Consider the following 25,371-nt stretch of genomic DNA (forward strand, 5'->3'; position numbering starts at 1 on the left):
CGGGACGGAGGCGCAGAGTACGTACCGATCGGTAACATTGTCAATAGGCCCGATCATGTCCACGCGTTCGAAATCACCGCCAACCACGGCTGCCGACACCCCGCGTCGTGCGGCGGACCGCATCCGCGACACCGCCTTCGACTTGTTCTACCGGGAGGGCATCCGCGCCATCGGAGTGGAAGAAATCGTCAACCGCGCCGGCGTGACCAAGCCCAGCCTGTATCGCGCCTACGAATCGAAGGACGAACTGATCGCCGACTACCTGCGCGATTACGACGAACGCTTTTGCCGGAGTTTCGAGGCGCCCGCGGCCGAGCATCCCGGTGATCCCAAAGGCCAGTTGCTGGCCTATCTGGACAGGCTTGCGGCGCGCGCCAGTGCCGAAGGCTATCGCGGCTGCGGCCTCACCAATGCCGTCATCGAATATCCTGACCCCGCGCATCCCGCGCACCAGGTGGCGGTCGACAGCAAACACGCCCTGCGCAAACGCCTGGGCGAGATGTGCCGCTCCATGGGCGCGCGCGATGCGGACGAACTGGCCGACAGCCTGTTGTTGCTGATCGAAGGCAGCTACGTGTCCGGGCAGGCCTTCGGCGAAGGCGGGCCGGCACGCGCGCTTGGTGTCGCCGCCCGCAAGCTGATCGACGCGGCGTTGTAGCGGAGCGCTTTCTTGCGATTTTGTGGATGCTCACGCGCTTGAAACGCTTCAAGAAAGACAGTGCGCACGCGTACTGCCGACGCGCGCCCCGATTAACGTTAAAATGATGTGCTGATGAGCATCGAAGCCGTTTCCGCCCCGGACCGAGACCTGCTGCGCCCGCTACGCTATGTGTGGCGCGTGCCCCTGCTGCTGCTGCACATCGTGCTCGGCATCATGCTTTGCGGGTTCATTCTTACCTGGAATCGCAAGGCCGTCATGAAGGACGGCCGCGAGCCGTTTACGCACCGGATGATCCGCGCCTGGTCCAAGGGACTGATGCGCATCTTCGGCTTGCGTTCCGTGCGCGTGGGCAATCCGCTGCCCGACGCGGTGCTGTTCGTCGCCAACCACACCTCGTGGATCGATATCGAACTGCTGCACAGCCAGCGCGCCGCCTGTTTCGTGGCCAAGGCCGAAATCGCCAGTTGGCCGCTGGTCGGCTGGCTGGCCTCCAGCGGCGGCACCATTTTTCATCGCCGTGGCAGCAATCATTCGCTGGCCGCGGTGATGCAGGTAATGGTCGAACGCATGCGCCAGGGCCGTTCGGTCGCGGTGTTTCCCGAGGGCGGCACCGGCCACAACGGCGTGCTGAAGGTTTTTCATGCGCGCATCTTCCAGGCCGCACTCGATGCGGAAGTGCCGGTGCAACCGGTTGCGCTGCGCTTCGCGCGCGAAGGCAAGCGCCTGATCGATGCCGGCTTTCGCGAACACGAAAACTTCATGCAGAACTTCCTGCGCATGCTCGGCGGCCCGTCGATGGATGCGGAGGTGCATTTTCTTGACCCCGTGGCAGCCAGTCAGGATGGCCGCCGCCGCATGGCCGAGCTTGCGCGCGAGCGCATCGCACTAGCGTTGGAGGATCGACGTGCATGAGCCATTCGACGCGCCTCATATCATCATCTGACGAACGTCCGACGACCGCGTGAGCCAGATGGACGCATTGAACCGATGCTTGCCCATGGGAAGGGATTTTCGTCCTTCCTGGCCGCTTACCAGCGGCCACGTGCAAACCATGCTCTCTTCCAGCGGCGTGCGCCGCATGCTGCTGCCGCGCCGCGCGTACCAGGTGCTCGAAGGCGCACAGACGGTGATGGTGGACGGCGGCGATGGCGTGCGGCTGACCGGCGCCTACACGGCGCAGAAAACCCAAGCGGTTTCGCGCGGCCTTGCCGTGCTGTTCCACGGTTGGGAAGGCAGTCTCGATTCCACCTATGTGCTGCAAACCGGCAGTCGCCTGCTGGCGGACGGCTGGGACATCTTCCGGCTCAACTTCCGCGACCACGGCGAAAGCCACGGGCTCAACGAGGCGCTGTTCCATTCCTGCCGCATCGACGAAGTGGTGCACGCCCTGGGCGACATTGCACAGCGTTGGCCGGCGCGTCCGCTGGCATTGGCCGGCTTCTCGCTCGGCGGAAACTTTGCATTGCGCGTGGCGATGCAGGCGCCCGCGAAAAGCATTCCGCTCAGCTATGCGCTCGCGGTGTGCCCGATCATCGATCCCAGCGAAGGCCTGTTTTCGCTGGAAGAAACCGCGCCGTGGTTTTACCAGGCATATTTCATGAACAAATGGCGCCACTCGCTGCGCGCCAAGCAGGCGGCCTTTCCGCACCGTGAGTATTTCGAGCTGCAGGAGCTGAAACAGAACCTGCGCGGCCTGACCGAGGCGCTGGTGTTGCGGCATACCGATTTCGGTTCTTTGCAAGCCTATCTGGATGGCTATTCGGTAGCCGGCCGCGCGCTCGCCAGTTTGCAGATACCGGCCACCATCCTCACCGCACGCGACGATCCGGTGATTCCCGTCGATGCGTTCGAAAAGTTGGAGCTGCCCGGCAACGTGGAGCTGGATATCGCCACCTATGGCGGCCACTGCGGTTTCATTCGCGGATGGGACATGACCAGCTTTTGCGACGACTACATTGCGGCCCGTTTCAACGCACTGACCGAGTGACGAGTTTTCCGTCGTTGTACTCGTAAGGCACCCCACCCCTGCCATCAGGCACCCCCGCTTGCGTGACTTCCTCCACGGGGATGCGCCAGGCCCGGGCGCGTAAGTTGCGCTACCACTGCCCGTGGTCTACGGGCGTCGCCTGGGAATCGATATGGAACGCCGTATCCGTAGGGCTTTACCCGCGTTGCTGGCGCTAGCCGCGGTTGCTCCAAGTTTTGCCGCGAGCCTTCCGCAGGATGGCGATGCCGTAAAAGGCACGGCGCATCCGGGTTGCGATCACGCTGACGCCAAAGCTTGCGTGGAGCAGGCGATCGCCGCCATGGGTGGTCGGCAGCGGCTCGCCGGCATCCACGAAGCGAGTTACGAATCGATGGGGCATGCCGTGCTGGCGGAGCAGTCGTATCGGCAGCAACCCTTCATCACTTCTTACGAACGCGACCAGGTCACGGTCGATTTCGACAAGCAGCGCCTGACGCGCGCCGTGCACGTTACCTGGCCGGAATCGGATCCGCATACGGAAAGCGTCGACGTCACCCTGGTAGCGACGCCGCAGGGTGGCGTTTATCGCAGCAAAGCTGGCGATTCACCCTGCGGCCTGTCCGATCTGGACGATACCGCCGATACCCTGGCGCTCGGTCCGGAGCGCTTGCTGCTCAACGCAGCAGCGGCCCCCGATCTGCATTACGCGCCTTCGCAATGGCTGCGTGCGACGCCGCACAGCGTGGTGGAATTCACCTGGCATGGCACGCCGGTGAAGGTGTTGCTCAATGCGTACAACCATCTGCCGGATGCACTGGAGCGCACCCGCACTTTCAATGATTACTGGTTCGCCTGGGGCGACGTCGACCAGCGCATTTACTTCGACGATTGGCACATCGTGCAAGGCGTGGTGTTTCCGACCAATCGCATCGATCAACGCAACGGGATGCTGTACGCCTCCACCCAGATATTCAATCCGGTTTTCAACGCCCCGGTCGACGACAAATCCTTCGCGATGGATGCCGCCGTCGCAGCCAAGAGTGCGCAGTCCAAGGGTTGGAACCGGATTTTCAGCGACAAGAAGCGCGTCGAGCTGGCGCCGGGCATCGAGCTCTATCGCGGTTCGTGGAACACCACCTTGATCAAGCAGGAAGACGGTGTGCTGGTGCTGGAGGCACCGATTTCTCCCAGCTACGTGCAGGGCGTGCTGGCCAAGGTGCACAGCGAGTATCCGGGCGTACCGATCAAGGGCGTGCTCAGCACTTCCGATTCCTGGCCGCACGCAGCCGGGGTGCGTCAGGCGGTGGCCGCGGGCATTCCGGTCTACGCGCTCGATCTCAACCGTCCGCTGTTGGACCGCCTGGTCGATGCACCGCACCGGTTGCAGCCGGACGATCTGCAAAACCATCCGCAGGCGCCGCACTGGATCGACGTGGGCGGCCGGCTGGAGCTGGGCCATGGCGCGAACCAAGTCGTGCTGTATCCGCTGCGTGGCGCGTCGACCGAGCGGCAATACATGGTCTATTTCCCGCAGCAAAAGCTGCTGTACGCCAGCGATACGCTGGCGCTCAATCCCGACAAGACGCTCTACGATCCGGACCTGATGTACGAAGTGGCACAAGCGGTCGCACGCGAGCATCTTCAAGTGGATACCGTTTACGCCATGCACGAGGGGCCGACGCCCTGGGCAACGGTGCAGAAGCTGCTGGATCAGGCAGCTTCGCCCCAGGCCCCCAAGACCGCCGGTTGAGCAGCCGGTTGCGAACGGATCAATCAGCCGGCACGCACCGGCCGCTGGCCCACTGGCGCAGGGTGGCGACCTGCTCGTGCATCAGCACGGAAAGCGGCCGGGTTGCGTGTAGGGCGTTGAGCAAGGTGGCCTGGTCGAGTGCGGAACCGTTGCCGGCGGCATCGTACAGTGCGCTGACCACGGCCTGTTCGATCTCCGCGCCCGAGAAACCGTCTGCAGCGTCGGCGAGGGCGTTGAGATCGAACGAGTCGACCGCCAGCTTGCGGCGCTTCAGATGCAAGGCAAAGATGGCCGCGCGCACCTCGGCGCGCGGCAAATCGACGAAGAAGATTTCGTCGAAGCGACCCTTGCGCAACAGCTCTGCCGGCAGTTCGTCCACCGCGTTGGCGGTCGCCACCACGAACACCTTGGACTTGCGTTCGGCCATCCAGGTCAGCAGATAGCCCAGCACGCGCCGCGAGACGCCGCCGTCTTCACCGCCGCCCGCCAGCCCCTTTTCGATTTCGTCGATCCACAGCACGCAGGGTGCGAGCACTTCGCAGCTGGTCAGGGCTTCGCGCAGGTTTTTCTCGGTTTCGCCCTGGTATTTGTCGTAGAGCGAGCCGAAGTCCAATCGAATCAGCGGCACGCCGAAGCCGCCTGCAATGGCTTTGGACGCCAGGCTCTTGCCGCAGCCTTGCACGCCCAGCAACAGCACGCCCTTGGGCGGATCCAGCGCCGGTGCCGGATTGGGATCGAGAAAAACCGCGCGTCGGCGCTGCACCCAGTCGCGCACGTGGCTGACGCCGGCGACATCGGCAAAGCTGGCGGTGGCGTATTCGTAATGCAGCAACCCCGAACGGTTGAGCAGGTCGAACTTGGCCTGCATCAGTTCGGGCAGGTCGTTGGCGTTGAGCGCGCCGTCGTTGTAGATCAATTTGCGTACGATGCGCCGTGCATCGGGCGCAGTGAGGCCCAGCAGGTTGCGCACGATGGTGCGGGCGGCCTCGTTATCCACTTCCAGGTTGCGGTTGTTTTCGCGCTGCCACGCGGCGGCCTCGCCACGCATGATGCCGGCCAGTTCCTTGACGTCCGGCAAAGACAGCGGGATGCGGGTCGCGAGGGGTTCGAGTTCCTGCGGCAACTCCACTTTCGCGCCCACCAGCACCAGGGTATGCGCGACGGAGTGTTGCCGCTGCACGATTTCGCGCATCTGCCGCTGCGTCATGGCGTATTGCAGGCAGGGCAGGAAATCGAACAGCAGATAGATGCCGCGCTGCTCGGCGTCGCGAATCGCGTTGAGCGTGGCGGTGGCGTCGGGGGCGACCTGCACGTCGCGCGGGCCGTTGAAATCCAGGCGTTCCAGACCCTCGGTCATGGTCCAGCGCCACAGCGGGCTGAGGGTCTGGGCAATAACGTGCTGGAAACACTCGATCACCCGTTGTTCGTCAACGGTTTCGATCACCAGCAAAGGTGTCGCGGCGCGCACCAGGGTACTTAGATCGTCAAGCTCACTCACACTCATGCTTCCTCCCTGCGAACGCGTAACTTAGCAGAGCTGTCACCGCCGGATCAGGGCGGCTGCGCTAAGCTCCGCGGCCAGATGGGGGTGCAGCCCGGCGGCCGCAAGCACTGACTTGCGCCACCTTGACGGCGCCCCCAATAAAGAAGCCTTTCCCTTGCGCCATCGGAGACACCCATGCAGCTACGCAGCGACAACTTCCAGCACGGCAAGGCGATTCCGTCCAAAAACGCCTTCGGCAAGCCGGGCGACCCGGTGGCGCTGTCGGACAACGAAAACCCGCACCTGGCCTGGAAGGACGCGCCCGCCGGCACCCGCTCGTTCGTGCTCACCTGCATCGATACCGACGTGCCGAGCAAGCCCGACGACGTGAACAAGCCCGGCCGCAGCGTGCCGGCCGATTTGCCGCGCGTGGAATTCGCGCATTGGCTGATGGCCAACATTCCCGTCGAGTGCGTCGAGCTTGGCGAAGGTGCGTGCAGCGAGGGGATCACGGCGCGCGGCAAGCAGCAGCCTTTTGGTCCGCCCGGCAGTGTGCAAGGGGTGAACGACTACACCGGATGGTTTGCCGGCGATGCGGAGATGGGCGGCACGTATCTGGGCTATGACGGCCCTTGCCCGCCGTGGAACGACACGCTGGTGCATCACTACCATTTTCGCGTCTATGCGCTGGATACGGAGAAGCTCGCGCTGAAGCCGGGTTTCACCCTGGCCGAGCTGCGCGCCGCCATGAGCGGACACGTGCTGGCGGAAGCGGCGATCACCGGCACCTACAGCATCAATCCCCACGCGGTCGCCTGATCGTCGCATCGGCGGCAGCGATGAACGTAATGAAACGGCAAAAGTTGCAGCAGGCAACCTTCACGCGCAGACGGCACGCCACGTGGAACATGGAACGCGGGGCGTGCGTGATGACGCCCCGGCTTTGCGAGGAGCGCCGTCATGCTGCACTACGCCCTGGTTTTCCTGGTTATCGCCGTCATCGCAGCCCTGCTTGGCTTTACCGGTATCGCAGGTACCGCCGTCTGGATTGCCAAAGTGCTGTTCGTATTGTTCCTGATCCTGGCCGTGGTCGCATTCCTGCGGCGGACTAACTGAACGACCGGGCGGCCGTTCAGCCAACTCGCCGATAACCCGTTACAGTGAAGTCCTTGTCATCGGAGACCGTCATGAACAAAGAAGTCCAGGCGAACGACGCGCACGAACGCGAACACGACATTCACGAGCGCATCGATCACGGTGCGGAGCGCATCAAGCAAGCCACCTCCGAGGCCGTGGCCAGCGGCAAGGAGAAGTTCGGACGCGCAGCCGATCATCTCGAAGACGGCCTGCATCGCGCCACCGACAAGGCCGCGCATGCCGCCAACCGCGCCAGCGACAAGGTGGACGACGCCAAGGAGCGCGGGCGTGCCGCCTATGGCCAGGCACGCGATCGCGCGGACGAGTGGCTGGACGAAGTGCGCGATTACGTCCGCGAAAAGCCGGTTCAGGCGGTTGCCATCGCACTCGGCGCCGGCTGGCTGCTGGGCCGGATTCTTCGCCGCTGATCCCTGACGATTCGGCACGGAGGCGGGGCGATGCACGATTCCGTGCGCGATAACGAGGCGGCCGGGCAAACCGAGCCGCCATCCGAGCAGGCCCCGGGCGGCTTGTTCGACGATGTGACTCAGCTGGCGCGCGCCATGCGCCAGCTGTTTGGTGCGCAGATGCAGTTGCTTGCCGCCGAGCTCGGGCTGGCGCGCAGCGCCGTGTCGTGGTTACTGGCTGCCGGGTTGATAGCAACCGTGGCAGGTGTTGGGCTCGGGCTGACCGTGCTCGGGCTGGTTGGTCTGGTGCTGGCCAAGTGGTTCGGTTCCTGGATCGCCGCTTTCGCCGTGCTGGCGGTGCTGGAAGCGCTGGCGCTGGCTGGCGCGATCCTGCTGTTCCGCCGCTGCATGCATTGGATGAGCCTGCCGGGCAGCCGTCAGGAATGGCGTGCGATCATGCGCGATACTTTGCAAAAGGCCGAGCAGGACGTCGAGGCCGACAAGCGTCCAGACTGAAGGGGGATGGGCTCGCCATGGGTTTGTTCAAACAGATCGAAAAAGTTCGCAAGGCGCGTGATCGCGTGGCAGTTCACCGCAACGAGGTAGCCACCCCGGCCGCGGCGCTGCTGGCGCGCGGGCATCGGCATCCCCTGACCACAATGGGCGTGGCGGCCGGCGCGGGCGTCGTGCTCGGCAGCATGGGCGTCGGTGCGTTGCGTGTGCCGGGACTGGCATCGATGATCAGCACGAGCGTGGCGGACATCGTGGCGCATGGCACGCGCCTGATCGCCGAACTGGGCATGGACGAAAGCGATAGCGATCAAGACGGCACCGACGCGTGACCGGCATCGAGCCCACGGCATTGCCAGGCGATGCGGCAGTGGCCGGAACAACCCGCGAAACATCCGCCCCGCCTCCTCCGGCCGCCCTTACCCCCAACCAGATCAAGCAGGCCGCCCACGGCGTTCACCGCCTGCGCGGGCATCTGCGGGCGATCCGCATGACGTTGAACGCGATGCTGATCCTCGCCCTGGTTTACACCATCACCCTGGTCAAGGCGTTGATCATTCCGCTGGTGCTGGCCGCGTTTATCGGCCTGGCGCTGAACCCGATCGTCGCTCGTGGCACGCGCCATCACATCCCCCGCTGGCTGGGCGCGAGCGCGTTGATGATTTTCCTGATCGCCGGCATCGTCACCGGCATCAGCCTGCTTGCCGAGCCGGCAACGACCTGGCTGCACAGCGCACCGTCGACCATTCGCAGCTTCATTCCCAAGCTGGAACACATTACCCGTCCGCTGGAAGCGGCCGGCCGCGCTACGCAGACACTGGTCAACGGTCATCCGGTTCGCCCCGAAGCCGGGCAAAGCCCGAGCGACGTGGCTTTCAGCGTGTGGGACGTGCTCGCCAATGCACCCAAAGTGCTGGCAGCGGTGCTGACCGTGTTGCTGCTGGTGTATTTCTTTCTGGTGTACGGCGACCTGATCCTGCGGCGCCTGGTCGAGATCGCGCCCAGTTTCGGCTACAAGCGCCATGCGGTAACCATCGTGCGCGGCATCCAGACTGAGGTGTCGCGCTACATTCTCACCACCGTGGTCATCAACGCCTCGCTCGGCGCGCTGACGGCGGGAATGCTGTTTCTGCTGCACGTGCCCGATCCTTTGCTGTGGGGGACAGTTGCAGCCTTTGCCAATTTCATTCCCTACGTTGGCGCCATCGTCACCACCACCACCTTGCTGCTGGTCGGCCTGGTTCACTTCAACGACGTGACGAATGCATTGCTGCCGGCACTTTGCTTCGCGGGCATCACCGCCTTCGAAGGCAATCTGATCACGCCGATGATCCTGGGCCGGCGCATGCGCGTGAGCCCGATCGCCATCCTGATCTGGCTGTTGATCTGGGGTTGGCTGTGGGGCGTTCCCGGTGCGCTGCTGGCGGTGCCCATGCTGACCAGCTTCAAGCTGATCGCTGAACGCGTGCGCGGCTGGGAGTGGTTTGCGCGGATGGTGCAGCGCTGATCGCGCGCACGTCATCCCGGCTTGCGCCGGGATGACGATCAGACAGGTTAAGCCGCTACGGCAGGCTTATTGAGTTTGTGCAACATCCGAACAATTCGCATCTCCACAAGCCTGCCACCCACCACCCAGCGCCTTGTAAAGCGACACCGCTCGCGTATCGATAGCGGTCTCGGACTGCGCCAGGTCATCTTCCGCCGCCAGCTGCACGCGCTCGGCATCCAGCAATTCCAGATAGCCGGTAGCGCCTTCCCGATAGCGGATGCGTGCGAGGTCCGCCGCGCGCTTGCTCTGCTGGCTCTGTGCGATCAGTTGCTCGATCCGCGCATGCTCGGCGTTATAGCCGACGACGGCGTTGTCCACATCCTCGATCGCCTGCAGCACCGTGCGCTGGTAATTCGCTTCCGCTTCATCGGCACGCGCTTCGCTGGCATGCAGGTTGGATCGCACGCGCTCCACGTTCAAACCGTTCCAGGTGATGCTGGGTCCGATCGAGAAGGCGCGTGAACCCGGGCCGCCGAAGTCGTTGGGCTGTCCGGCCAGGAAGCCGAAAAAGCCGCCGAGCGAGATATGCGGGAAGAAATCCGCCTTGGCGACACCGATGCGCGCGGTGGCTGCCGCGTATTGCCGTTCGGCAATGCGCACGTCGGGACGACGCGACAGCGCGTCGCCGGCATCGCCGATCGGCAACACGGTGGCGATCGGTTTGAACGTGGTCGGCGATACGTCGACGTCCAGTTCGCCAGGGCGTTCGCCCAACAGCACCGCCAGCCGGTACTCATAGGCGCGAGCCTGCGTATCCAGCACCGGCAATTGCGCCTTGGCAGCGCTGAGCTGCGCACTGGCGCTGGCGACGTCTTGTTCGGATGCGGTGCCGATTTCCGCTCGCGCCTGGATCAGCTTCAGCGTGTCGGTCTGGTTATTGATGTTGCGCTGGGCGATCGCCAAACGCTGCTGCGCGCCGCGCAGTTCGAAGTAATTGCGCGCGACCTCGGCAAACAGGCTGACCTGTGCATCCTGCAGCGATGCCTGGCTGGCGCCGACATCCGCACGCGCGGCTTCTACCGAACGACGGATGCCACCGAACAGATCCAGTTCCCACGAAGCATCGAAACCGGCCTGGTAGGTATCGACCCCGATACGCTTGGTCGATCCAAAACCAGGCTGCTGTTCGAGCGCGCGATTGGCGGAAATATCCGTGCTGATGGTCGGCAGCTGGTCGGACCTGGCCGTGCCAAGCAGCGCGCGCGATTCCTTCAGTCGCGACTCGGCGATCCGCAGATCCAGGCTGCCCTTGGCGGCGCGCTGGATCAGTGCGTCCAGCACCGGATCATTGAACTGTTTCCACCAGCTGGCCTGGAATTGCGCAGCGCTTTCGCGCGCCGCGTCCAGTCCCTGCACGTTGGCGGCAGGCGTCTGCGGAGTTTTGTAGTCCGGCCCCACGCTGGCGCAACCGGCCAGCGCGAGTGCGGCGAACAACGCGGTGTTACGAAAGAAACGTGTCATCTCAATGGCCCTCCAAAGCGGGCGTATTCGATGCGTGCTGCTTCTTGCGCGCTTCGCGGCGTTCGACCACGGCGCGGATCAGCACGTAGAACAGCGGGGTATAGATCAGGCCGAAGATGGTGACGCCGAGCATGCCGGAGAACACCGCAACACCCATCGCGTGACGCATTTCCGCACCCGCACCGTGCGAGGTCACCAACGGCACCACGCCCATGATGAAAGCGATCGACGTCATCAGGATCGGGCGCAGTCGCAGGCGGGCAGCTTCCAGCACCGCATCGTGACGGCTCATGCCTTCATGCTGGCGCTCGCGGGCGAATTCCACGATCAGGATCGCGTTCTTGCACGCCAGGCCAACCAGTACGATCAGGCCGATCTGAGTGAAGATGTTGTTGTCTCCGCCCGACAGCCACACGCCGGCAATCGCCGAGAGCAGCACCATCGGCACGATCAGGATCACCGCCAGCGGCAGCGACCAGCTCTCGTACAGCGAAGACAACACCAGGAACACCAGCAGCACGCACAACGGGAATACCAGGATGGCGGTGTTGCCGGCGAGGATCTGCTGATAGGTCAGCTCGGTCCATTCGTAGCTCATACCGTTAGGCAGGTTGTCCTGGGCCAGCTTCTCCATCGCTGCCTGCGCCTGGCCGGAACTGTAGCCGGGTGCCGGGCCACCGTTGATTTCCGCGGTGACGTAACCGTTGTAGTGCATCACGCGCTCGAGGCCGGCGGTCTTCTTCACGGTGACGAACGAGCCCAGCGGCACCATGTCGCCCTGCGCATTGCGCGTCTTCAGCTGCAGGATGTCTTCCGGTTCGTGGCGGAAGCTGGAATCTGCCGACACGTTCACCTGGTAGATGCGGCCGAAGCGGTTGAAGTCGTTGACATACAGCGAGCCCAGATAGGCCTGCATGGTTTCATCGACATCCCTCAGATCCACGCCTTCCGCCTTCGCCTTTTCGCGATTCACGTTGGCATCGACCTGCGGCACGCTCACCTGATAGCTGGAGAACAGCCCGGCCAGCGCCGGTGTCTTCTGGCTTTGTGCAATCAGGTTCTGCGTCTGCTTGTACAGCTCATCGAAACCGAGCTGGCCGCGATCTTCAATCTGGATACGGAAACCACCGATCGTACCCAGGCCCTGTACCGGCGGCGGCGGGAAGGTGGCGATGTAGGCATCCTGGATCGTGGCGAACTTCTGGTTCAGTGCAGCGGCAATCGCACCGGCGGACAGGGACGGATCGCGGCGCTCTTCAAACGGCTTGAGCGTCTCGAACACAATGCCCGAGTTGGTGCTGTTGGTGAAGCCGTTGATCGACAGACCGGGGAACGCTACTGCGCTCTGCACGCCCGGCTGCTTCAGCGCGATCTCCGACATACGTTTGATCACATCTTCCGTGCGATCCAGCGATGACGCATCCGGCAACTGCGCGAACGACACCAGATACTGTTTGTCCTGCTGTGGCACGAAGCCCATCGGCACGTGCGAGAAGCCCACCCAGGTCATGAAGATCAGGCCGGCATACAGCACCAGCGCCACCGGTCCCGTGCCCACGATGCGGCGCACGCCACCGACATAGCGCTCCGCGCCGCGGTGGAACAGCTTGTTGAACGGGCGGAAGATCCAGCCGAACAGCTTCTCGATCAGGATCGACAACTTGTCCTTCGGCGCGTCATGCCCCTTCAGCAGCACAGCGGCCAGCGCCGGGCTCAGGCTGAGCGAGTTGAACGCCGAGATCACGGTCGAGATCGCGATGGTCAGCGCGAACTGGCGATAGAACTCGCCGGTCAGGCCGCTGATGAATGCGGTCGGCACGAACACGGCGCACAGCACCAGTGCGGTGGCGATGATCGGTCCGGTCACTTCGTTCATCGCGCGGCGCGTGGCTTCGCGCGGCGTATGGCCAAGCTCGATATTGCGCTCGACGTTTTCCACCACCACGATCGCGTCGTCCACCACGATGCCGATCGCCAGCACCAGGCCGAACAGCGACAGTGCGTTGAGCGAGAACCCGACCACATACATCACAGCGAAGGTACCGATCAACGACACCGGCACCGCCACCAACGGAATCACCGACGCACGCCAGGTCTGCAGGAACAAGATCACCACTAGCACGACCAGTAAGATCGCTTCCAGCAAGGTATGCGCTACCGCTTCGATCGAGCCGCGCACGAACACCGTCGGGTCGTACACGATGTGATACTCGATACCCTGTGGGAATTCCTTGCTCAGCTCCGCCATGGTGGAGCGTACTTCGTTGGAGATCTGGATCGCGTTGGAGCCAGGGCGCGCGAAGATCGGGATCGCCACCGCCGGCTGATTGTCCAGCAAGCTGCGCAACGCATACTGATTGGAACCCAGTTCCACCCGGGCGACATCGCGCAGGTGCACCACGCTGCCATCCGGATCGGTGCGCACGATAATGTTGCCGAACTCATCCGTAGTGCTCAGGCGACCCTGCGTGTGGATGTTGAGCTGGAAGTCCGTGTTGCCCGGCACTGGCGGTGCATTAAGCGCACCTGCTGCCACGGCGACGTTCTGCTCCTGGATCGCATGCACCACGTCGCTGGTGGTCATGTGACGCTGCGCCAACTTGTTGGGATTCAGCCACACACGCATGCTGTATTCGCCGGCGCCGAACAGCTGCACATCACCCACGCCGTCGAGACGGGCGAGGAGGTCTTTGATGTGCAGGCGCGCGTAGTTCGACAGGTACAGCATGTCGTAGCGCTTATCCGGCGAGGTGAGATGCACGACCATGGTCAGGTCGGGCGAGCTCTTCTGCGTGGTCACACCCAGGCGCTGCACTTCTTCCGGCAGACGCGGCAAGGCTTGTGACACACGGTTCTGCACTTCCACCTGGGCGTTGTTGAGGTCGGTGCCCAGCGCGAAGGTGACCGTCAAGGTCATCTGGCCGTCGCTGGTCGCCTGCGAGGACGTGTACAGCATGCCCTCGACGCCGTTGATCTGTTCTTCCAGCGGCGTGGCGACGGTTTCACCGATCACCTCGGGGCTGGCGCCGGGATAGTTGGCGCGCACCACTACGGTGGGCGGCACCACTTCGGGGTATTCGCTGATCGGCAGCTTGAATACCGCGATGCTGCCGGCGATCACGAAGATCAGCGAAAGCACGGCGGCCATGATCGGCCGGTCGACGAAAAACTGTGCAATGTTTTTCATGGAAGTTCTCTCAATGCTTGCCGTAAAGGCTCCCCCTCCCTCCGGGGGAGAGGGTTTGGGCGAGGGGCTACGCTTGCGGTGAGCTAAAAGTTCAGAATGTTTCTGCTGAAGTCTTCGCGAAGTTGACCCTCGCCCCGGTCCCCTCCCCCGCAGGGGGAGAGGAAGAAAAGTGCATCAACCTTGCGGGGGCTTCGATGCCTTCGCGTTGCTGGCCTGTGCCGTGCGTGCGTCATCGCCATCCGGGTTGGTGGCTGCCGCATCGACCAACGCCTTGTCCTGCGGGCTAAGGCGCGAATCCATCGCCACCTGCTGCGGCGACACTTCGACGCCAGGACGCACGTGCTGCAGACCATTGATCACCACCACGTCGCCGGCGTTGAGGCCGTCGTTGATGACGCGCATGCCATGGAACAGCGGGCCGGGGTCGACCTTGCGGTACTCCACCTTGTGCTGGCCATCCACCACGTACACGAACTGATTGCTCAGGTCAGTGCCGACGGCACGGTCATCGATCAGCACGCGCGAACGCGGCTGGCCGCTTTGCAGGCGGACGTGCGCGTACAGGCCGGGAGTGAGCAAGCCGCCTTCGTCGTCGAACACGGCGCGCAGACGCATCGTGCCGGAGTTCGAACGCAGCTGGTTGTCGACGAAGTCGATGCGGCCGGTGTGCGGATAACCTTGCTCATCCGCCAGGCCCATGGTCGCCTCGATGCGCGGGGTGTGGCCGTTGCGGGTGGCATCGCGACGCAACCGGTCCAGCTTCAGCCAGGTTTGCTCATCCACATCGAAGTACACATAGACGGGATTCACCGACACCACGCTGGTCAGCACATCCGAGCTGCTCACCAGGTTGCCCGATTGGATGTGGGCATTGCTGACGCGGCCATCGATCGGCGCACGTACATTGGTCCAGTCCAGATTGAGCTTGGCCGTAGCCAGCGCTGCGGAAGCCGCCGCCAGGGTGGCGGTGGCGCTCTGCTCGCTGGTGCTCATGCTGTCCGCGTCTTCCTGCGAAATCGCGTGCTGGGCCAGCAAACGCTTGGCGCGGGCGGCGTTAGCCTGGGCCAAGCTCAGCTGGGCCTGCGCCTGGGCGCGGTTGGCGGTCAGCCGGTCCACCTCGGCCTGGAACGGGCGCGGATCGATGCGGAACAGCACATCGCCCTGGTGCACCTCGGCCCCTTCCTTAAACAACACGGCGTCCACATATCCACCGACGCGGGGACGCACGTCCACGGTATCGACGGCCTGCAACTGGCCGGTGAAATCGGCACTGTCACTAATCGGCCTGATCATGGCCGAGGCTACGGTGACTTCGGGCGGGCCACCGCCGCCGGGGCCCGCACCTTGGGCGTGGGCGCCGTGGTTGCTCAGTAATACCCAGCTACCGGCCATCGCAGCTACGACGAGGCCGGCCAGAATGGTCTTCTTCAACATCTTTATCGCTCCCTGGGAATAGTCGTGCCGCAATGCAGCAACGATGGGGAAACGAATAATGGGTATACGGTACAGTTTAGAAAATCCGTTTCTTGCGCAAGCCACTCGTGACTCACAGTCATGAATGGGTGCACAATGATAGGCACTCCTTTTTCTGGGCACGGCTATGGAAGACTTTTCTGCCATTTCCTCCTTCGTTCGCGTGGTCGAGGCGAAGAGTTTTGCGTCCGCAGCCGCACAGCTGGGCATGACCCCCTCGGGCGTGAGCCGTGCCGTATCCCGGTTGGAGGAACATCTGGGGGTGCGGTTGTTGTTCCGCTCCACTCGCGCCTTGCGTTTAACCGACGATGGGGCATCGTTCTATACACGTTGCAAGGAAATCCTTGCCGATCTCACCGAAGCCACCGAGGCTCTGGGCTACGCCCATCGCAAGCCGACCGGCAAATTGCGGGTCGGCATGTCGGTATCGGTAGGGCGGGCGGCGATCATTCCCCAGCTCTCCGACTTCGAGCGCCGCTACCCGGATATCCGGCTGGAATTGATGATGTGCGACTACCCCTACGACCTCAATGAGGAAGGGGTGGACTGCGCCATCCGCATGGGCGAGCTGGAAGACTCCAGCCTGATCGCCCGCAAGATCGGCTACTTCCGCAACGTGCTGCTGGCCTCGCCGGAATACCTGCAGAAATACGGCGCGCCCGGCAGCATCGATGATCTGCAGAACCACCGCTGCATCAACTATGTCTATGCCAACGGCCGTCCGCGCCAATGGCAGTTCGACACCCCTGGCGGCCGGGTCGAGATCGACATCAACGCGCATCTGCTGATCAACGACGGCGAGTCGGTGATCCAGGCAGCGGTTGCGGGCCTGGGCATCATCCAGGCTCCCCACGTACTGGCGGCCTGCATGCTGGATCTGGGCAAGCTGGAGCCGGTGATGACCGATACGGTTTCCACCGGCAAGAATGTGTGGATCGTCTATCCGCAGAAGAAGCATTTGTCCGCACGCGTGCAGGCGTTTATCGAGTGGTCGCGCGAATTGTTCGAGCGTCCCTTCGAGTCGGTATGCCAGGTGGCGGCTGCACCCGTGGTGGATGCGTTGCGGCCGGTGCGGGAGTTGCCGCCGCCCGCGCGTAGAACGCAATAAGCGTTCTACGCGCCTGCTGGAATCAGCAGCAGTAACGCCGCTCCGACCACGATGCGATAGACCGCAAACCAGGTGAAGCGATGCGTGCGGATATAGCCGAGCAGCCATTTCACCGCGATGAATGCCACCACCAGCGACATCGCGAAGCCAACGATCAGCGCGCTCCAGTCTTCGTGCGCGGCGCCGCCGCTCTTGAGCACCTTCAATAGCTCGTAACCGGTGGCGGCGTACATGGTCGGGATGCCCACCAGGAACGAAAACTCGGTCGCCGCAGGCCGGTTGCTGGTGCCGGCCAGCATCGCGGTAAAGATGGTGGCGCCCGAGCGCGACGTACCGGGAAACACGCCGGCCACGATCTGTGCGACTCCGACCAGGATCGCCACGCGCCAGGTCACCTCCCGGCGATCCAGCTGGCGTACCGCGACGGCTTCCGCACCCAGGATCCAGAACCCGCCGATCACCAGCGCCCAGGCGATCGGCGTCACCGTTTCCGGCAACTTGAAGCCGTAGCGGGTGACGACCAGCCCGAGCACGCAGGTGATCAGGAAGGCGGTGACCAGCTTGAACAGATAGCTGCGGTTGGAGGCTTCCCGCCACTGCGTCAGCAACTGCCAGATGCGTCGCCAATAGATCAGTGTGATCGCCAGAATGGCGCCGGCCTGGATGCCGACGTTGAAGAGGTCCGAGCGGGCGCCCAGCCCGAACTTCTCGGCGATCAGCAGATGGCCGGTGCTGGAGATGGGCAGGAATTCGGTAATGCCCTCGATGATGCCGAGCAAAATGACATTAATAAGATCATGCACGCAGGCAGGCTCCGGAAAGGGGCGGGACAGCCGACACAAAACGGCATAGCTTAGGCGGAATGATGATGGCCGCCGTTCGTACGACGCTGGAATTCGACGCGGCGCACGGTCGATAGGGCTTCTTCAGTTTGCACTAAATTGGTGCAAATTGGAGGGGCGACTTGGTGCATGTAGACTTTCCAGGGTCCCCGTCTTACATTCAAATGCTTGATACACCGTGCTTTTCGCAGTTGGTACGGTGCTTGCCTTAACTGCACGCGCGATCCCCATTTCTCGAATCGAGGTTTCACCATGTCCGCCAAGAAAGTTCTCGACCTGATCCAGGAGCATGAGGTCGAGTTCGTCGACCTGCGTTTCGCCGATATGCTCGGCAAGCACCATCACGTGACCTTCCCGGCGCACGCCATCGACGAGTCGACCTTCGAGGACGGCAAGATGTTCGACGGCTCCTCGATCGCCGGCTGGAAGGGCATCAACGAGTCGGACATGGTGCTGCTGCCCGATGCGGAAACCGCCTACCTCGATCCGTTCAGCGGCCACACCCAGCTGGTCCTGCATTGCGACGTGCTGGAGCCGAGCACCATGCAGGCCTACGGCCGCGATCCGCGCTCTATCGCCAAGCGCGGCGAAGCCTTCCTGAAGTCGACCGGCATCGCCGACACCGCCTTCTTCGGTCCGGAACCGGAATTCTTCATCTTCGATTCGGTGCGCTGGCAGAACGACATGGGCCGCGTGTTCTATGAAATCGAATCGCAGGAAGCCGCGTGGAGCTCGCGCTTCAAGTACGACGAAGGCAACAGCGGCCATCGTCCGGGCGTGAAGGGCGGCTACTTCCCGGTCAGCCCGGTCGACTCGTTGAACGACCTTCGCGCCGACATGTGCAAGGTGCTGGAGTCGCTCGGCCAGGTGGTGGAAGTGCATCACCACGAAGTGGCCAATGCCGGCCAGTGCGAGATCGGCGTGAAGTTCAACACGCTGGTGCAGAAGGCCGACGAACTGATGACCATGAAGTACGTCATCAAGAACGTGGCGCACCAGAACGGCAAGACCGTCACCTTCATGCCCAAGCCGATCGTCGGCGACAACGGCAGCGGCATGCACGTGCACCAGTCGCTGAGCAAGGACGGCAAGAACCTGTTCTCGGGCGACCTGTACGGCGGCCTGTCGCAGACCGCGCTGTGGTACATCGGCGGCATCTTCAAGCACGCCAAGGCCATCAACGCCTTCGCCAACTCCACCACCAACAGCTACAAGCGCCTGGTGCCGGGCTTCGAAGCGCCGGTGATGCTGGCCTATTCCGCCCGCAACCGTTCGGCCAGCTGCCGCATTCCGTTCGTGTCGAACCCGAAGGGCCGCCGCATCGAAGTGCGCTTCCCCGATCCGATGCAGTCGGGGTACCTCACCTTCACCGCGCTGATGATGGCCGGCCTCGACGGCATCCTCAACAAGATCGACCCGGGTGCACCGGCCGACAAGGATCTCTACGATCTGCCGCCGGAAGAAGAGAAGAACATCCCGCAGGTCTGCTCCAGCCTCGACGCCGCGCTCGAAGCGCTCGACAAGGATCGCGACTTCCTCAAGGCCGGTGGCGTATTCACCGACGACTTCATCGATGCCTACATCGAATTGAAGATGCAGGAAGTGACCCGTTACCGCGCCAGCACCCATCCGCTGGAATTCCAGATGTACTACGCGATCTGATCGCGCGTCGACGCATCATGGTTTGAAAACAACGGGCGCTTCGGCGCCCGTTGTCGTTGTGGGCTGCATGACCAGGGAAGCTGGCGCTGCGCCACATCGAGACTCAAAACAGACTGAAAGCGTTGCCTTACTTTGATTGTGTGATTTTCGATAGCCAACGTACAAATCGCTAGAAAATATCCGACAAGCAAAAGAAAAATTCCGACAGGCGCACGGGTATTAAACCGGATCGTACGCGGCCAACTTTCGATATGCCGCCTACCCGCGTCGTCGTTAGCATATCTCCCTGAATGTCCCGCGCAGCGACGTAAAAGACGCTCGTTCGAAGCGTCGCGAGATGTTCAGCGAGCACGCTATCGACGATTACCCAGAAATACGGTGGTCGTCGGTCATGGTGCCTTGACTGGTCAAGTGCTCGAAACAACCAACGTCATCTAGTAAAGAGCTATGCGCGAACAGGCAGTCCGCTGCCATCGTTTGCATTCCGGAGCAGGGGGCCGGGTCAGTAGCTCGAATGTGAGTTTCGAGCATCAAGGATTCGTGCCGTGTGTACAGCAGCAATGTGGATGATGCTGGATTTACTGTCGCTAGCAGGTGGAGCATGGCTTGCCCGTACCTTGTCCACTGGGCTGCCAGCATCGTGGAGCAATGAAGAAACCACCTTGGCGAGCGCCGGCAGTCTGATGCTGTTGTTGACCTTCGTGATCGCCGGCGTGTACGCACGCAAGCACCACAAAAGTTCGGCCAGCGCCGCGACCCGAATCGTCGTGTTGTCCATGCTGGCCTGGGCTGCCGCCAACCGTGCCGCCATGGAGATGGGACCGGATCGACCACAGCTATTCGGTTGGCTTGACTCCTGGTTGGCCATTTTCACGATCCTGATGCTCGCCTCGCGCCTGGCTCTCGATCCATGGATCAATCGCGCACGGCGATCGCATCTGCGCAAACGCCGAGTAGCCGTCGCGGGGGAAGCCGACTACCTGAACCCGTGGTTGCGGTCCGGTCACGACGAGACTTCGGACTATGCGGTCATCGCCATTTATAACCCGGACGCGACACGAGCCATTGAAAGCAGCGTGCCGATACTGGTGGACTTCGACAGCCTCGTTGCCAAAGCGAAAAACCAGGACTTCGATGAATTGTGGCTGGCACTGTCTATGTCCAGCCAGGAAGAAATAAGCCGTTACGTGACGGCGATGCAGCATCACTTCGTCGACATCCGATTGTTCGCGGACGTGCAAAACCTGCCGATGTTCAATCCTGCCGCGACGACGTTGGCGGGGACGACTTTCGTCGATCTGGTGACGTCGCCCTCAGCGCAGGACGACGCCTGGTCGAAATCGGTTTTCGACCGCCTGTTTGCGCTGGCGGCCTTGCTACTCCTTTCACCCGCGTTGATTGCCATTGCCGTGGCGGTGAAGTGCACGTCGCCCGGTCCGGTTCTTTTCCGCCAGCGCCGCAAGGGCGTCGACGGTCGCGAATTCACCATCCTGAAATTCCGCTCCATGCGCGTGCACCAGGAGATAACGGGGAGGCTGACCCAGGCTAGCAAGAACGACAAGCGCATCACGCCAATCGGTCGAATTCTACGCAAGACGAGCCTGGACGAACTTCCGCAGTTCATCAACGTGTTGCTTGGGCACATGTCGGTAGTCGGGCCACGACCGCATGCGATCGAGCACGACGATTTCTACATGCGTCTTATCGACGGCTACATGTACCGCTATCGCATCAAACCCGGCATAACCGGCTGGGCACAAATTAATGGTGCGCGGGGCGAAACCGAGAAAGTCGAATCGATGACGCATCGCGTGGCGCTGGATCTGTTCTACATCCAGCACTGGTCGTTTTGGCTCGATCTGAAAATTGTCGCGACGACGGTATTCAAGGGCTTCGGCGGCAAGGATGCCTACTGATGATTGTTCGCGTGCTCACCTGCTTCGCCGTTGATGTACGCGGCGGACTATCGACCGCCCGTGCCCGTCGCCGCTTTGCACCGCTGGCGGTGTTGTGCCTGAGTGGTTGCGCCCTGGCTCCAGGCATGAGCGCGCCAGTTGGCGAACCACCCGCCACGCTCATCACACCCGCGGTGATTGCAGCGCAAGCGATACCCGCCGATCCGGATATCGACGCCCTCCTGGCTGCTTTCGCAACACCAAGCGAGGAATATCGGATCGGGCCGGCGGACATCCTGGCCATCGGCGTGGTGAATCACCCGGAGCTGGTGCCGCCGGACGCGCCACCTGAGCGCAACGGCACCGACCAGCCGTTTGGCTTCGTGGTCGACGCATCCGGGCGCCTGAATTATCCGCACGTCGGCCATGTCGTCGCAGCGGGTAGAACGGTGGAACAAGTGCGCAGCGATCTGACCGGGCAGCTTGCGCAATATATCCGTGACCCGCAGATAGCCGTACGCGTGATCGGCTTCCGCAGCAAGCGCGTTTACGTGGATGGCGCGGTTCACACCGCCGGCAGCCAGGACATCACCGACGTGCCGATGACGCTGGCATTGGCATTGGCGGGTGCGGGCGGCATCCCGTCGAACGCGGATGCCAGCTGCATCACCCTCACACGTGGCGGCAAGATTCACTCCATCAGCCTTGGCTCGCTGGTGCGGGTCGGACGCGGCGCAGAAAATATCTACCTGCGCGATGGCGACCGGGTGCACATAGCCGAACAGGCGGACAAACCGGTCTTTGTCGCCGGCGAAGTGGGGCAGGCGCGAGCCGTGCCCATGCGCGATGGCGTGCTGAGTCTTGGCGACGCGCTGGCGCTGTCCGGCTCCGTCAGCCAGCTCGGCAGCAATCCACGCGGCGTGTACGTGGTGCGCATTGCCGAACGCAGCCGCACGCCTGAAATTTTCCGCCTCGATGCAGCGTCGCCCACCGGGCTGGCGCTGGCCGGCCAATTTCCGCTACAGCCGCGCGACCTCGTTTATGTACAGACGGCCGGATTGATGCGCTGGAACCGCGTCATGAATCTTTTGTTGTCGAGCACGCTGTCGCTCTACAACACCCAGCGTGCGGTTGACGGGCCATGATTCGCGGCGTGCTCTTCGTCTGCGTCGGCAATCTCTGCCGCAGCCCCATGGCAGCGGGCGTGCTTGGCCATGCCATGCCAGGCATGAAAGTGGCATCTGCCGGTATCCACGCGCAAACCGGCGCAGCGGCCGACCCAAGCGCCATCGCCATCATGCGCGAACGAGGCATCGACATTGAAACTCACCGCGCACAACCGCTGACCCGCGCGCTATGCGCAGCGCACGACGTGATATTCGTGATGGACGAGCCGCTCAAGAACCACGTGCTGTTCCGCTATCCGCAACTTCGAGGGCGAGTGCGGAAATTGTCGGAGCGATGCATCGCCGACCCCTATCAGCAATCCTATGCCGCGTTCGTCGATTGCTACACGCACGTAGCCGAGGCTGTCGGAGTGTGGCGGCCCCGACTGCATGCGCTAGCGAGGGTCTCTGCGCGAGGTGCGTCATGACCCATCAAAGGCGAACCTATGTGGCGCGTGAAAGCTCGTGCGACGCCATCGACATCATTGCGTTGCTCGATGTGTTGTGGCGCTCGTGGCGTCTCATAGCCAAAGTCGCTGCTTTGATCTTTATCGCCGGCGTCCTCTATGCGTGGCTGGCGACGCCCACATATGAATCGAGCCTGCTGGTTCAGATTGAAAGCAGCAGCGACAACGCCGGCACCGAACTGCTCGGGAGCCTGTCGACCTTTCTGGGCGTGAAATCCAGTGATGACGCCGAGATGCAGATTCTGGGGTCCAACAAGGTCATCGGCGCAGCGGTCGACGAGACCCGCTATGACATCGAGGCCGAGCCCGCGCGCTTTCCGCTCATCGGCCAGTGGATCGCACGCGGCAGCAACAGCCCGTCCAAGCCTGGCATGTTCGGCGTTGGAGGATACGCCTGGGGCAACGAATCACTGGATATCGTGCAATTCGATACACCTAGTTTGCTTTACGACGACACATTCACCTTGATGTCGTTGGGCGCGGGTCGCTACAGCCTCCACTCGTCCGATCTGCCAAACGAATACGTTGGGAGGGTGGGTGAACCTGCGCACATTCCTACGCGGTACGGTGAAATAGCGTTGAACATCGAGGGCATGAACGCCAATGTCGGCACGCGCTTCAAGCTATACCGCCATTCGCGCCAATTGACCGTTGCCGACCTGCGGCGCCGCATCGCCATCGTCGATAAGTCAAAGGATGCCGGTATCATTTCCGTGGCGTTGAAGAGTGTCCATCCGCAACGGGCAACCGAGCTGTTGCAGGCAATAGGCAGGGCTTACGTTCGCCAGAACGGCGAACGAAAAGCGCAAGAGGCCGAGAAGTCGCTGGCCTTCCTGGAACACCAACTGCCGGGCATGAAAAAGGATCTTCAAAGTGCCGAGGATGCTTTGCTGGCCTATCGCAACGCTCACGGCGCCGTCGACCTGAGCGAAGAGGCCAGGCAGGAGATGGGTCAGGTCGTGGCCCTTCAGACCCGCATCAGTTTGTTGCAGCAGGAGCGCCAGGCGAAGCTGGAGCAATTCACAGCCAGGCATCCATCCATCGTTTCCGTCGATGCGCAGATCGCCTTGCTTGATCGGCAAATGCGCGGCATCGAGCAACGGATCAAGCGCCTGCCAGCGACCGAGCAAGACGTGGTTCGCCTGACTCGCGAGGTGAGGGTCAATAACGATCTCTATGTGGCGATGCTCAACAGCATGCAACAGTTGCGCCTGCTGCGCGCTGGAAAAGTCGGCAACGTGCGTATCATCGATGATGCCGAGCTGCCTGAGCAGCCGGTCACGCCGCGTAGAGCATTGATAATGATCGGCGCGTTGGCGTTGGGCTTGCTTGCCGGCATCGTGATTGCATTGCTGCGGAGCCTGTGGCGCGGATCCGTGACCGAGCCCCACGAGATCGAGCAACTGCTCGACGTGCCAGTGCAAGCCACCATCCCTTTGAGCAAGCGCCAGCTTCGTAACGACCGCCGGGGTTTGCGGCGGTTGCGCATGCCCCTCAGGGATGGTCGGCCGGTGGCGATAAGCCAGCCTCAGGAGCCTGCCGTGGAAGGACTGCGAGGACTGAGCGTAGCGGTCCAACTGCTCGGCCTCGATGCGCGCAAAGCCGTCGTCCTGATAACCAGCGCTACGCAGGGCGTGGGCAAGTCCTTTGTAGCGTCCAACCTCGCCGTATTGCTGGCCAAGGCTGGCAAGCAGGTGTTGCTGATTGATGGCGACCTGCGCAAAGGTACTCTGCATCACACGTTCCAGCTCGCAGAAACCAAGGGCCTTTCCAGCATACTGCGCAGAGAGGCGACGCTCGCCGAGGCTGTACAAAAGACCGTCTTGCCGGGGCTGTCGCTGCTCGCCAGCGGCAGCAAGACCTCAGATCCGACCGAACTACTGCAAAGCCCCATGCTCGAGACATGCCTGGCTGAGGCCGCGACCAGCTATGACGTCGTGCTCGTGGATACGGCACCCTTGTTGCCGGTGGCGGACACGCTGTGGCTGGCTCTGCATGCCAGCACCGTTTATGTGGTCGCGCGCTACGGCATCACCAGCGAAGGCGAACTGATTGAAACTCGCGCCCGATTGACCCGTGCCGATATCGAGTTCGAAGGCATCGTGCTCAATGGCGTTCAAACCAGCCTGCAAGGTGCGCGATACGGCCAATACGGCTATGGCAGCTATCTGAGCGAAGCCGCCACCCAAACCGTGGAAAGCAAAGGCGGTTGCCCGTGATGCGTGCGACGGACTCGGCATTCCCCTCATCGCCATGCCGCGTCATTACGTTCGGGACCTTCGATGTCCTGCACCTGGGCCATCTACGTTTGCTGGAACGGGCCAGCAGGCTGGGCGACGAATTGATCGTGGGCGTGTCCACCGATGCCCTCAATTACAGCAAAAAGCATCGCTACCCGATCTACGGCGAAAAGGATCGCGCGACGCTGATTGCGGGCATACGCTGCGTCAGCGAGGTGTTCATGGAGGAATCCCTGGATCTGAAGCGCGACTACATTGTGAGGCACAGGGCCGACGTGCTGGTGATGGGCGACGACTGGCAAGGCCGCTTCGACTTTTGCCGGGACTTGTGCGAGGTGGTCTATCTCGCGCGTACGCCGTCGATTTCCACTACGGAGATCATCGAAGTGATTCGTAAGGGCTAGGCG

General features: G+C 62.6%; 22 protein-coding genes. 17 read left to right on the plus strand and 5 right to left on the minus strand.

Annotation, left to right across the window (positions count from 1 at the left end; all coding sequences use genetic code 11):
• The first annotated feature begins 55 nt into the window (after nucleotides 1–55).
• The 4 genes from ISS99_RS09770 (at nucleotide 56) to ISS99_RS09785 (ending at nucleotide 4,377) form a co-directional block, all read left to right on the plus strand.
• A complete protein-coding gene (locus ISS99_RS09770) occupies nucleotides 56–658 on the plus strand; it encodes a TetR/AcrR family transcriptional regulator (protein ID WP_204631419.1) in 603 nt (200 codons plus the stop codon).
• 114 nt (nucleotides 659–772) lie between these two features.
• Entirely contained in the window at nucleotides 773–1,573 is an 801-nt protein-coding gene (locus ISS99_RS09775; protein ID WP_204631420.1) for a lysophospholipid acyltransferase family protein, read from the plus strand.
• An 85-nt stretch (nucleotides 1,574–1,658) separates the two neighbouring features.
• Complete coding sequence (locus ISS99_RS09780) at nucleotides 1,659–2,648, plus strand: YheT family hydrolase (protein ID WP_239537819.1); 990 nt, start codon at nucleotides 1,659–1,661, stop codon at nucleotides 2,646–2,648.
• Nucleotides 2,649–2,799: 151 nt separating this feature from the next.
• On the plus strand, nucleotides 2,800–4,377 hold the full coding sequence (locus ISS99_RS09785; protein ID WP_204631421.1) for an MBL fold metallo-hydrolase: 1,578 nt from the start codon (nucleotides 2,800–2,802) through the stop codon (nucleotides 4,375–4,377).
• Between the two features lie 19 nt (nucleotides 4,378–4,396).
• Here ISS99_RS09785 and ISS99_RS09790 read toward each other — a convergent pair whose 3' ends face one another.
• Nucleotides 4,397–5,875, minus strand: coding sequence for an AAA family ATPase (locus ISS99_RS09790; protein WP_204631627.1), 1,479 nt, complete (start codon nucleotides 5,873–5,875; stop codon nucleotides 4,397–4,399).
• Between the two features lie 180 nt (nucleotides 5,876–6,055).
• On the opposite strand from ISS99_RS09790, the gene ISS99_RS09795 reads away from it, so the two are divergent.
• The 6 genes from ISS99_RS09795 (at nucleotide 6,056) to ISS99_RS09820 (ending at nucleotide 9,421) form a co-directional block, all read left to right on the plus strand.
• Nucleotides 6,056–6,679 carry a YbhB/YbcL family Raf kinase inhibitor-like protein gene (locus ISS99_RS09795; RefSeq protein ID WP_204631422.1) on the plus strand — a complete coding sequence of 208 codons (624 nt, stop codon included), beginning with the start codon at nucleotides 6,056–6,058 and terminating at the stop codon, nucleotides 6,677–6,679.
• Between the two features lie 141 nt (nucleotides 6,680–6,820).
• Nucleotides 6,821–6,976 (plus strand): DUF1328 domain-containing protein, encoded by a 156-nt coding sequence (locus ISS99_RS09800; RefSeq protein WP_204631423.1) that lies wholly within the window; start codon nucleotides 6,821–6,823, stop codon nucleotides 6,974–6,976.
• 71 nt (nucleotides 6,977–7,047) lie between these two features.
• Nucleotides 7,048–7,425, plus strand: a complete 378-nt coding sequence (locus tag ISS99_RS09805) for an ElaB/YgaM/YqjD family protein (protein ID WP_204631424.1) — start codon at nucleotides 7,048–7,050, stop codon at nucleotides 7,423–7,425.
• A 30-nt stretch (nucleotides 7,426–7,455) separates the two neighbouring features.
• Nucleotides 7,456–7,920, plus strand: a complete 465-nt coding sequence (locus ISS99_RS09810; RefSeq protein WP_204631425.1) for an ABC transporter ATP-binding protein — start codon at nucleotides 7,456–7,458, stop codon at nucleotides 7,918–7,920.
• 17 nt (nucleotides 7,921–7,937) lie between these two features.
• On the plus strand, nucleotides 7,938–8,246 hold the full coding sequence (locus tag ISS99_RS09815) for a hypothetical protein (protein WP_204631426.1): 309 nt from the start codon (nucleotides 7,938–7,940) through the stop codon (nucleotides 8,244–8,246).
• The gene (locus ISS99_RS09820) at nucleotides 8,243–9,421 is read left to right on the plus strand and encodes an AI-2E family transporter (RefSeq protein ID WP_284343760.1); all 1,179 of its coding nucleotides are present in this window, start codon (nucleotides 8,243–8,245) and stop codon (nucleotides 9,419–9,421) included. Before ISS99_RS09815 ends, ISS99_RS09820 begins: the two co-directional genes overlap by 4 nt.
• A gap of 66 nt (nucleotides 9,422–9,487) precedes the next feature.
• Here the strand turns inward: ISS99_RS09820 and ISS99_RS09825 are convergent, their stop codons facing one another.
• From ISS99_RS09825 to ISS99_RS09835, 3 genes are all read right to left on the minus strand, one after another.
• The gene (locus ISS99_RS09825) at nucleotides 9,488–10,924 is read right to left on the minus strand and encodes an efflux transporter outer membrane subunit (RefSeq protein ID WP_204631427.1); all 1,437 of its coding nucleotides are present in this window, start codon (nucleotides 10,922–10,924) and stop codon (nucleotides 9,488–9,490) included.
• Nucleotide 10,925: 1 nt separating this feature from the next.
• Nucleotides 10,926–14,111 (minus strand): efflux RND transporter permease subunit, encoded by a 3,186-nt coding sequence (locus tag ISS99_RS09830; protein WP_204631428.1) that lies wholly within the window; start codon nucleotides 14,109–14,111, stop codon nucleotides 10,926–10,928.
• Between the two features lie 174 nt (nucleotides 14,112–14,285).
• Complete coding sequence (locus ISS99_RS09835) at nucleotides 14,286–15,545, minus strand: efflux RND transporter periplasmic adaptor subunit (RefSeq protein ID WP_204631429.1); 1,260 nt, start codon at nucleotides 15,543–15,545, stop codon at nucleotides 14,286–14,288.
• 166 nt (nucleotides 15,546–15,711) lie between these two features.
• Between ISS99_RS09835 and ISS99_RS09840 the strand changes: the two genes are divergently transcribed.
• Complete coding sequence (locus ISS99_RS09840) at nucleotides 15,712–16,692, plus strand: LysR family transcriptional regulator (RefSeq protein WP_204631430.1); 981 nt, start codon at nucleotides 15,712–15,714, stop codon at nucleotides 16,690–16,692.
• A 5-nt stretch (nucleotides 16,693–16,697) separates the two neighbouring features.
• Here the strand turns inward: ISS99_RS09840 and ISS99_RS09845 are convergent, their stop codons facing one another.
• Nucleotides 16,698–17,495 carry an undecaprenyl-diphosphate phosphatase gene (locus tag ISS99_RS09845; protein ID WP_204631431.1) on the minus strand — a complete coding sequence of 266 codons (798 nt, stop codon included), beginning with the start codon at nucleotides 17,493–17,495 and terminating at the stop codon, nucleotides 16,698–16,700.
• Between the two features lie 291 nt (nucleotides 17,496–17,786).
• On the opposite strand from ISS99_RS09845, the gene glnA reads away from it, so the two are divergent.
• From glnA to ISS99_RS09875, 6 genes are all read left to right on the plus strand, one after another.
• Nucleotides 17,787–19,196 (plus strand): type I glutamate--ammonia ligase, encoded by a 1,410-nt coding sequence (gene glnA, locus ISS99_RS09850; protein ID WP_204631432.1) that lies wholly within the window; start codon nucleotides 17,787–17,789, stop codon nucleotides 19,194–19,196.
• Nucleotides 19,197–19,756: 560 nt separating this feature from the next.
• Nucleotides 19,757–21,112: an undecaprenyl-phosphate glucose phosphotransferase gene (locus ISS99_RS09855; protein ID WP_204631433.1), complete on the plus strand. Its 1,356-nt coding sequence runs from the start codon at nucleotides 19,757–19,759 to the stop codon at nucleotides 21,110–21,112.
• Entirely contained in the window at nucleotides 21,112–22,236 is a 1,125-nt protein-coding gene (locus ISS99_RS09860; protein WP_204631434.1) for a polysaccharide biosynthesis/export family protein, read from the plus strand. Before ISS99_RS09855 ends, ISS99_RS09860 begins: the two co-directional genes overlap by 1 nt.
• Nucleotides 22,233–22,685: a low molecular weight protein-tyrosine-phosphatase gene (locus ISS99_RS09865; RefSeq protein WP_204631435.1), complete on the plus strand. Its 453-nt coding sequence runs from the start codon at nucleotides 22,233–22,235 to the stop codon at nucleotides 22,683–22,685. Before ISS99_RS09860 ends, ISS99_RS09865 begins: the two co-directional genes overlap by 4 nt.
• The gene (locus ISS99_RS09870) at nucleotides 22,682–24,943 is read left to right on the plus strand and encodes a polysaccharide biosynthesis tyrosine autokinase (RefSeq protein ID WP_204631436.1); all 2,262 of its coding nucleotides are present in this window, start codon (nucleotides 22,682–22,684) and stop codon (nucleotides 24,941–24,943) included. The genes ISS99_RS09865 and ISS99_RS09870 overlap by 4 nt, the downstream gene beginning before the upstream one ends.
• Complete coding sequence (locus ISS99_RS09875) at nucleotides 24,943–25,368, plus strand: FAD synthase family protein (protein WP_204631629.1); 426 nt, start codon at nucleotides 24,943–24,945, stop codon at nucleotides 25,366–25,368. The genes ISS99_RS09870 and ISS99_RS09875 overlap by 1 nt, the downstream gene beginning before the upstream one ends.
• The last annotated feature ends 3 nt before the right edge of the window (nucleotides 25,369–25,371 follow it).

Origin of the sequence: Dyella mobilis (assembly GCF_016904945.1) — a bacterium.
Classification (GTDB): Bacteria; Pseudomonadota; Gammaproteobacteria; order Xanthomonadales; family Rhodanobacteraceae; genus Dyella_B; species Dyella_B mobilis.

Excerpts from the sequence above, each read along its gene's own strand:
- ISS99_RS09865 (WP_204631435.1), top strand. The coding sequence starts at position 22,233 with ATGATTCGCGGCGTGCTCTTCGTCTGCGTCGGCAATCTCTGCCGCAGC.
- ISS99_RS09780 (WP_239537819.1), top strand. The coding sequence starts at position 1,659 with ATGGGAAGGGATTTTCGTCCTTCCTGGCCGCTTACCAGCGGCCACGTG.
- ISS99_RS09830 (WP_204631428.1), bottom strand. The coding sequence starts at position 14,111 with ATGAAAAACATTGCACAGTTTTTCGTCGACCGGCCGATCATGGCCGCC.
- ISS99_RS09870 (WP_204631436.1), top strand. The coding sequence starts at position 22,682 with ATGACCCATCAAAGGCGAACCTATGTGGCGCGTGAAAGCTCGTGCGAC.
- ISS99_RS09825 (WP_204631427.1), bottom strand. The coding sequence starts at position 10,924 with ATGACACGTTTCTTTCGTAACACCGCGTTGTTCGCCGCACTCGCGCTG.
- ISS99_RS09875 (WP_204631629.1), top strand. The coding sequence starts at position 24,943 with ATGCGTGCGACGGACTCGGCATTCCCCTCATCGCCATGCCGCGTCATT.
- ISS99_RS09785 (WP_204631421.1), top strand. The coding sequence starts at position 2,800 with ATGGAACGCCGTATCCGTAGGGCTTTACCCGCGTTGCTGGCGCTAGCC.
- ISS99_RS09770 (WP_204631419.1), top strand. The coding sequence starts at position 56 with ATGTCCACGCGTTCGAAATCACCGCCAACCACGGCTGCCGACACCCCG.
- ISS99_RS09775 (WP_204631420.1), top strand. The coding sequence starts at position 773 with ATGAGCATCGAAGCCGTTTCCGCCCCGGACCGAGACCTGCTGCGCCCG.
- ISS99_RS09810 (WP_204631425.1), top strand. The coding sequence starts at position 7,456 with ATGCACGATTCCGTGCGCGATAACGAGGCGGCCGGGCAAACCGAGCCG.
- ISS99_RS09800 (WP_204631423.1), top strand. The coding sequence starts at position 6,821 with ATGCTGCACTACGCCCTGGTTTTCCTGGTTATCGCCGTCATCGCAGCC.
- ISS99_RS09855 (WP_204631433.1), top strand. The coding sequence starts at position 19,757 with ATGTGGATGATGCTGGATTTACTGTCGCTAGCAGGTGGAGCATGGCTT.
- ISS99_RS09815 (WP_204631426.1), top strand. The coding sequence starts at position 7,938 with ATGGGTTTGTTCAAACAGATCGAAAAAGTTCGCAAGGCGCGTGATCGC.
- ISS99_RS09795 (WP_204631422.1), top strand. The coding sequence starts at position 6,056 with ATGCAGCTACGCAGCGACAACTTCCAGCACGGCAAGGCGATTCCGTCC.
- ISS99_RS09860 (WP_204631434.1), top strand. The coding sequence starts at position 21,112 with ATGATTGTTCGCGTGCTCACCTGCTTCGCCGTTGATGTACGCGGCGGA.
- ISS99_RS09835 (WP_204631429.1), bottom strand. The coding sequence starts at position 15,545 with ATGTTGAAGAAGACCATTCTGGCCGGCCTCGTCGTAGCTGCGATGGCC.
- ISS99_RS09805 (WP_204631424.1), top strand. The coding sequence starts at position 7,048 with ATGAACAAAGAAGTCCAGGCGAACGACGCGCACGAACGCGAACACGAC.
- ISS99_RS09840 (WP_204631430.1), top strand. The coding sequence starts at position 15,712 with ATGGAAGACTTTTCTGCCATTTCCTCCTTCGTTCGCGTGGTCGAGGCG.
- glnA (WP_204631432.1), top strand. The coding sequence starts at position 17,787 with ATGTCCGCCAAGAAAGTTCTCGACCTGATCCAGGAGCATGAGGTCGAG.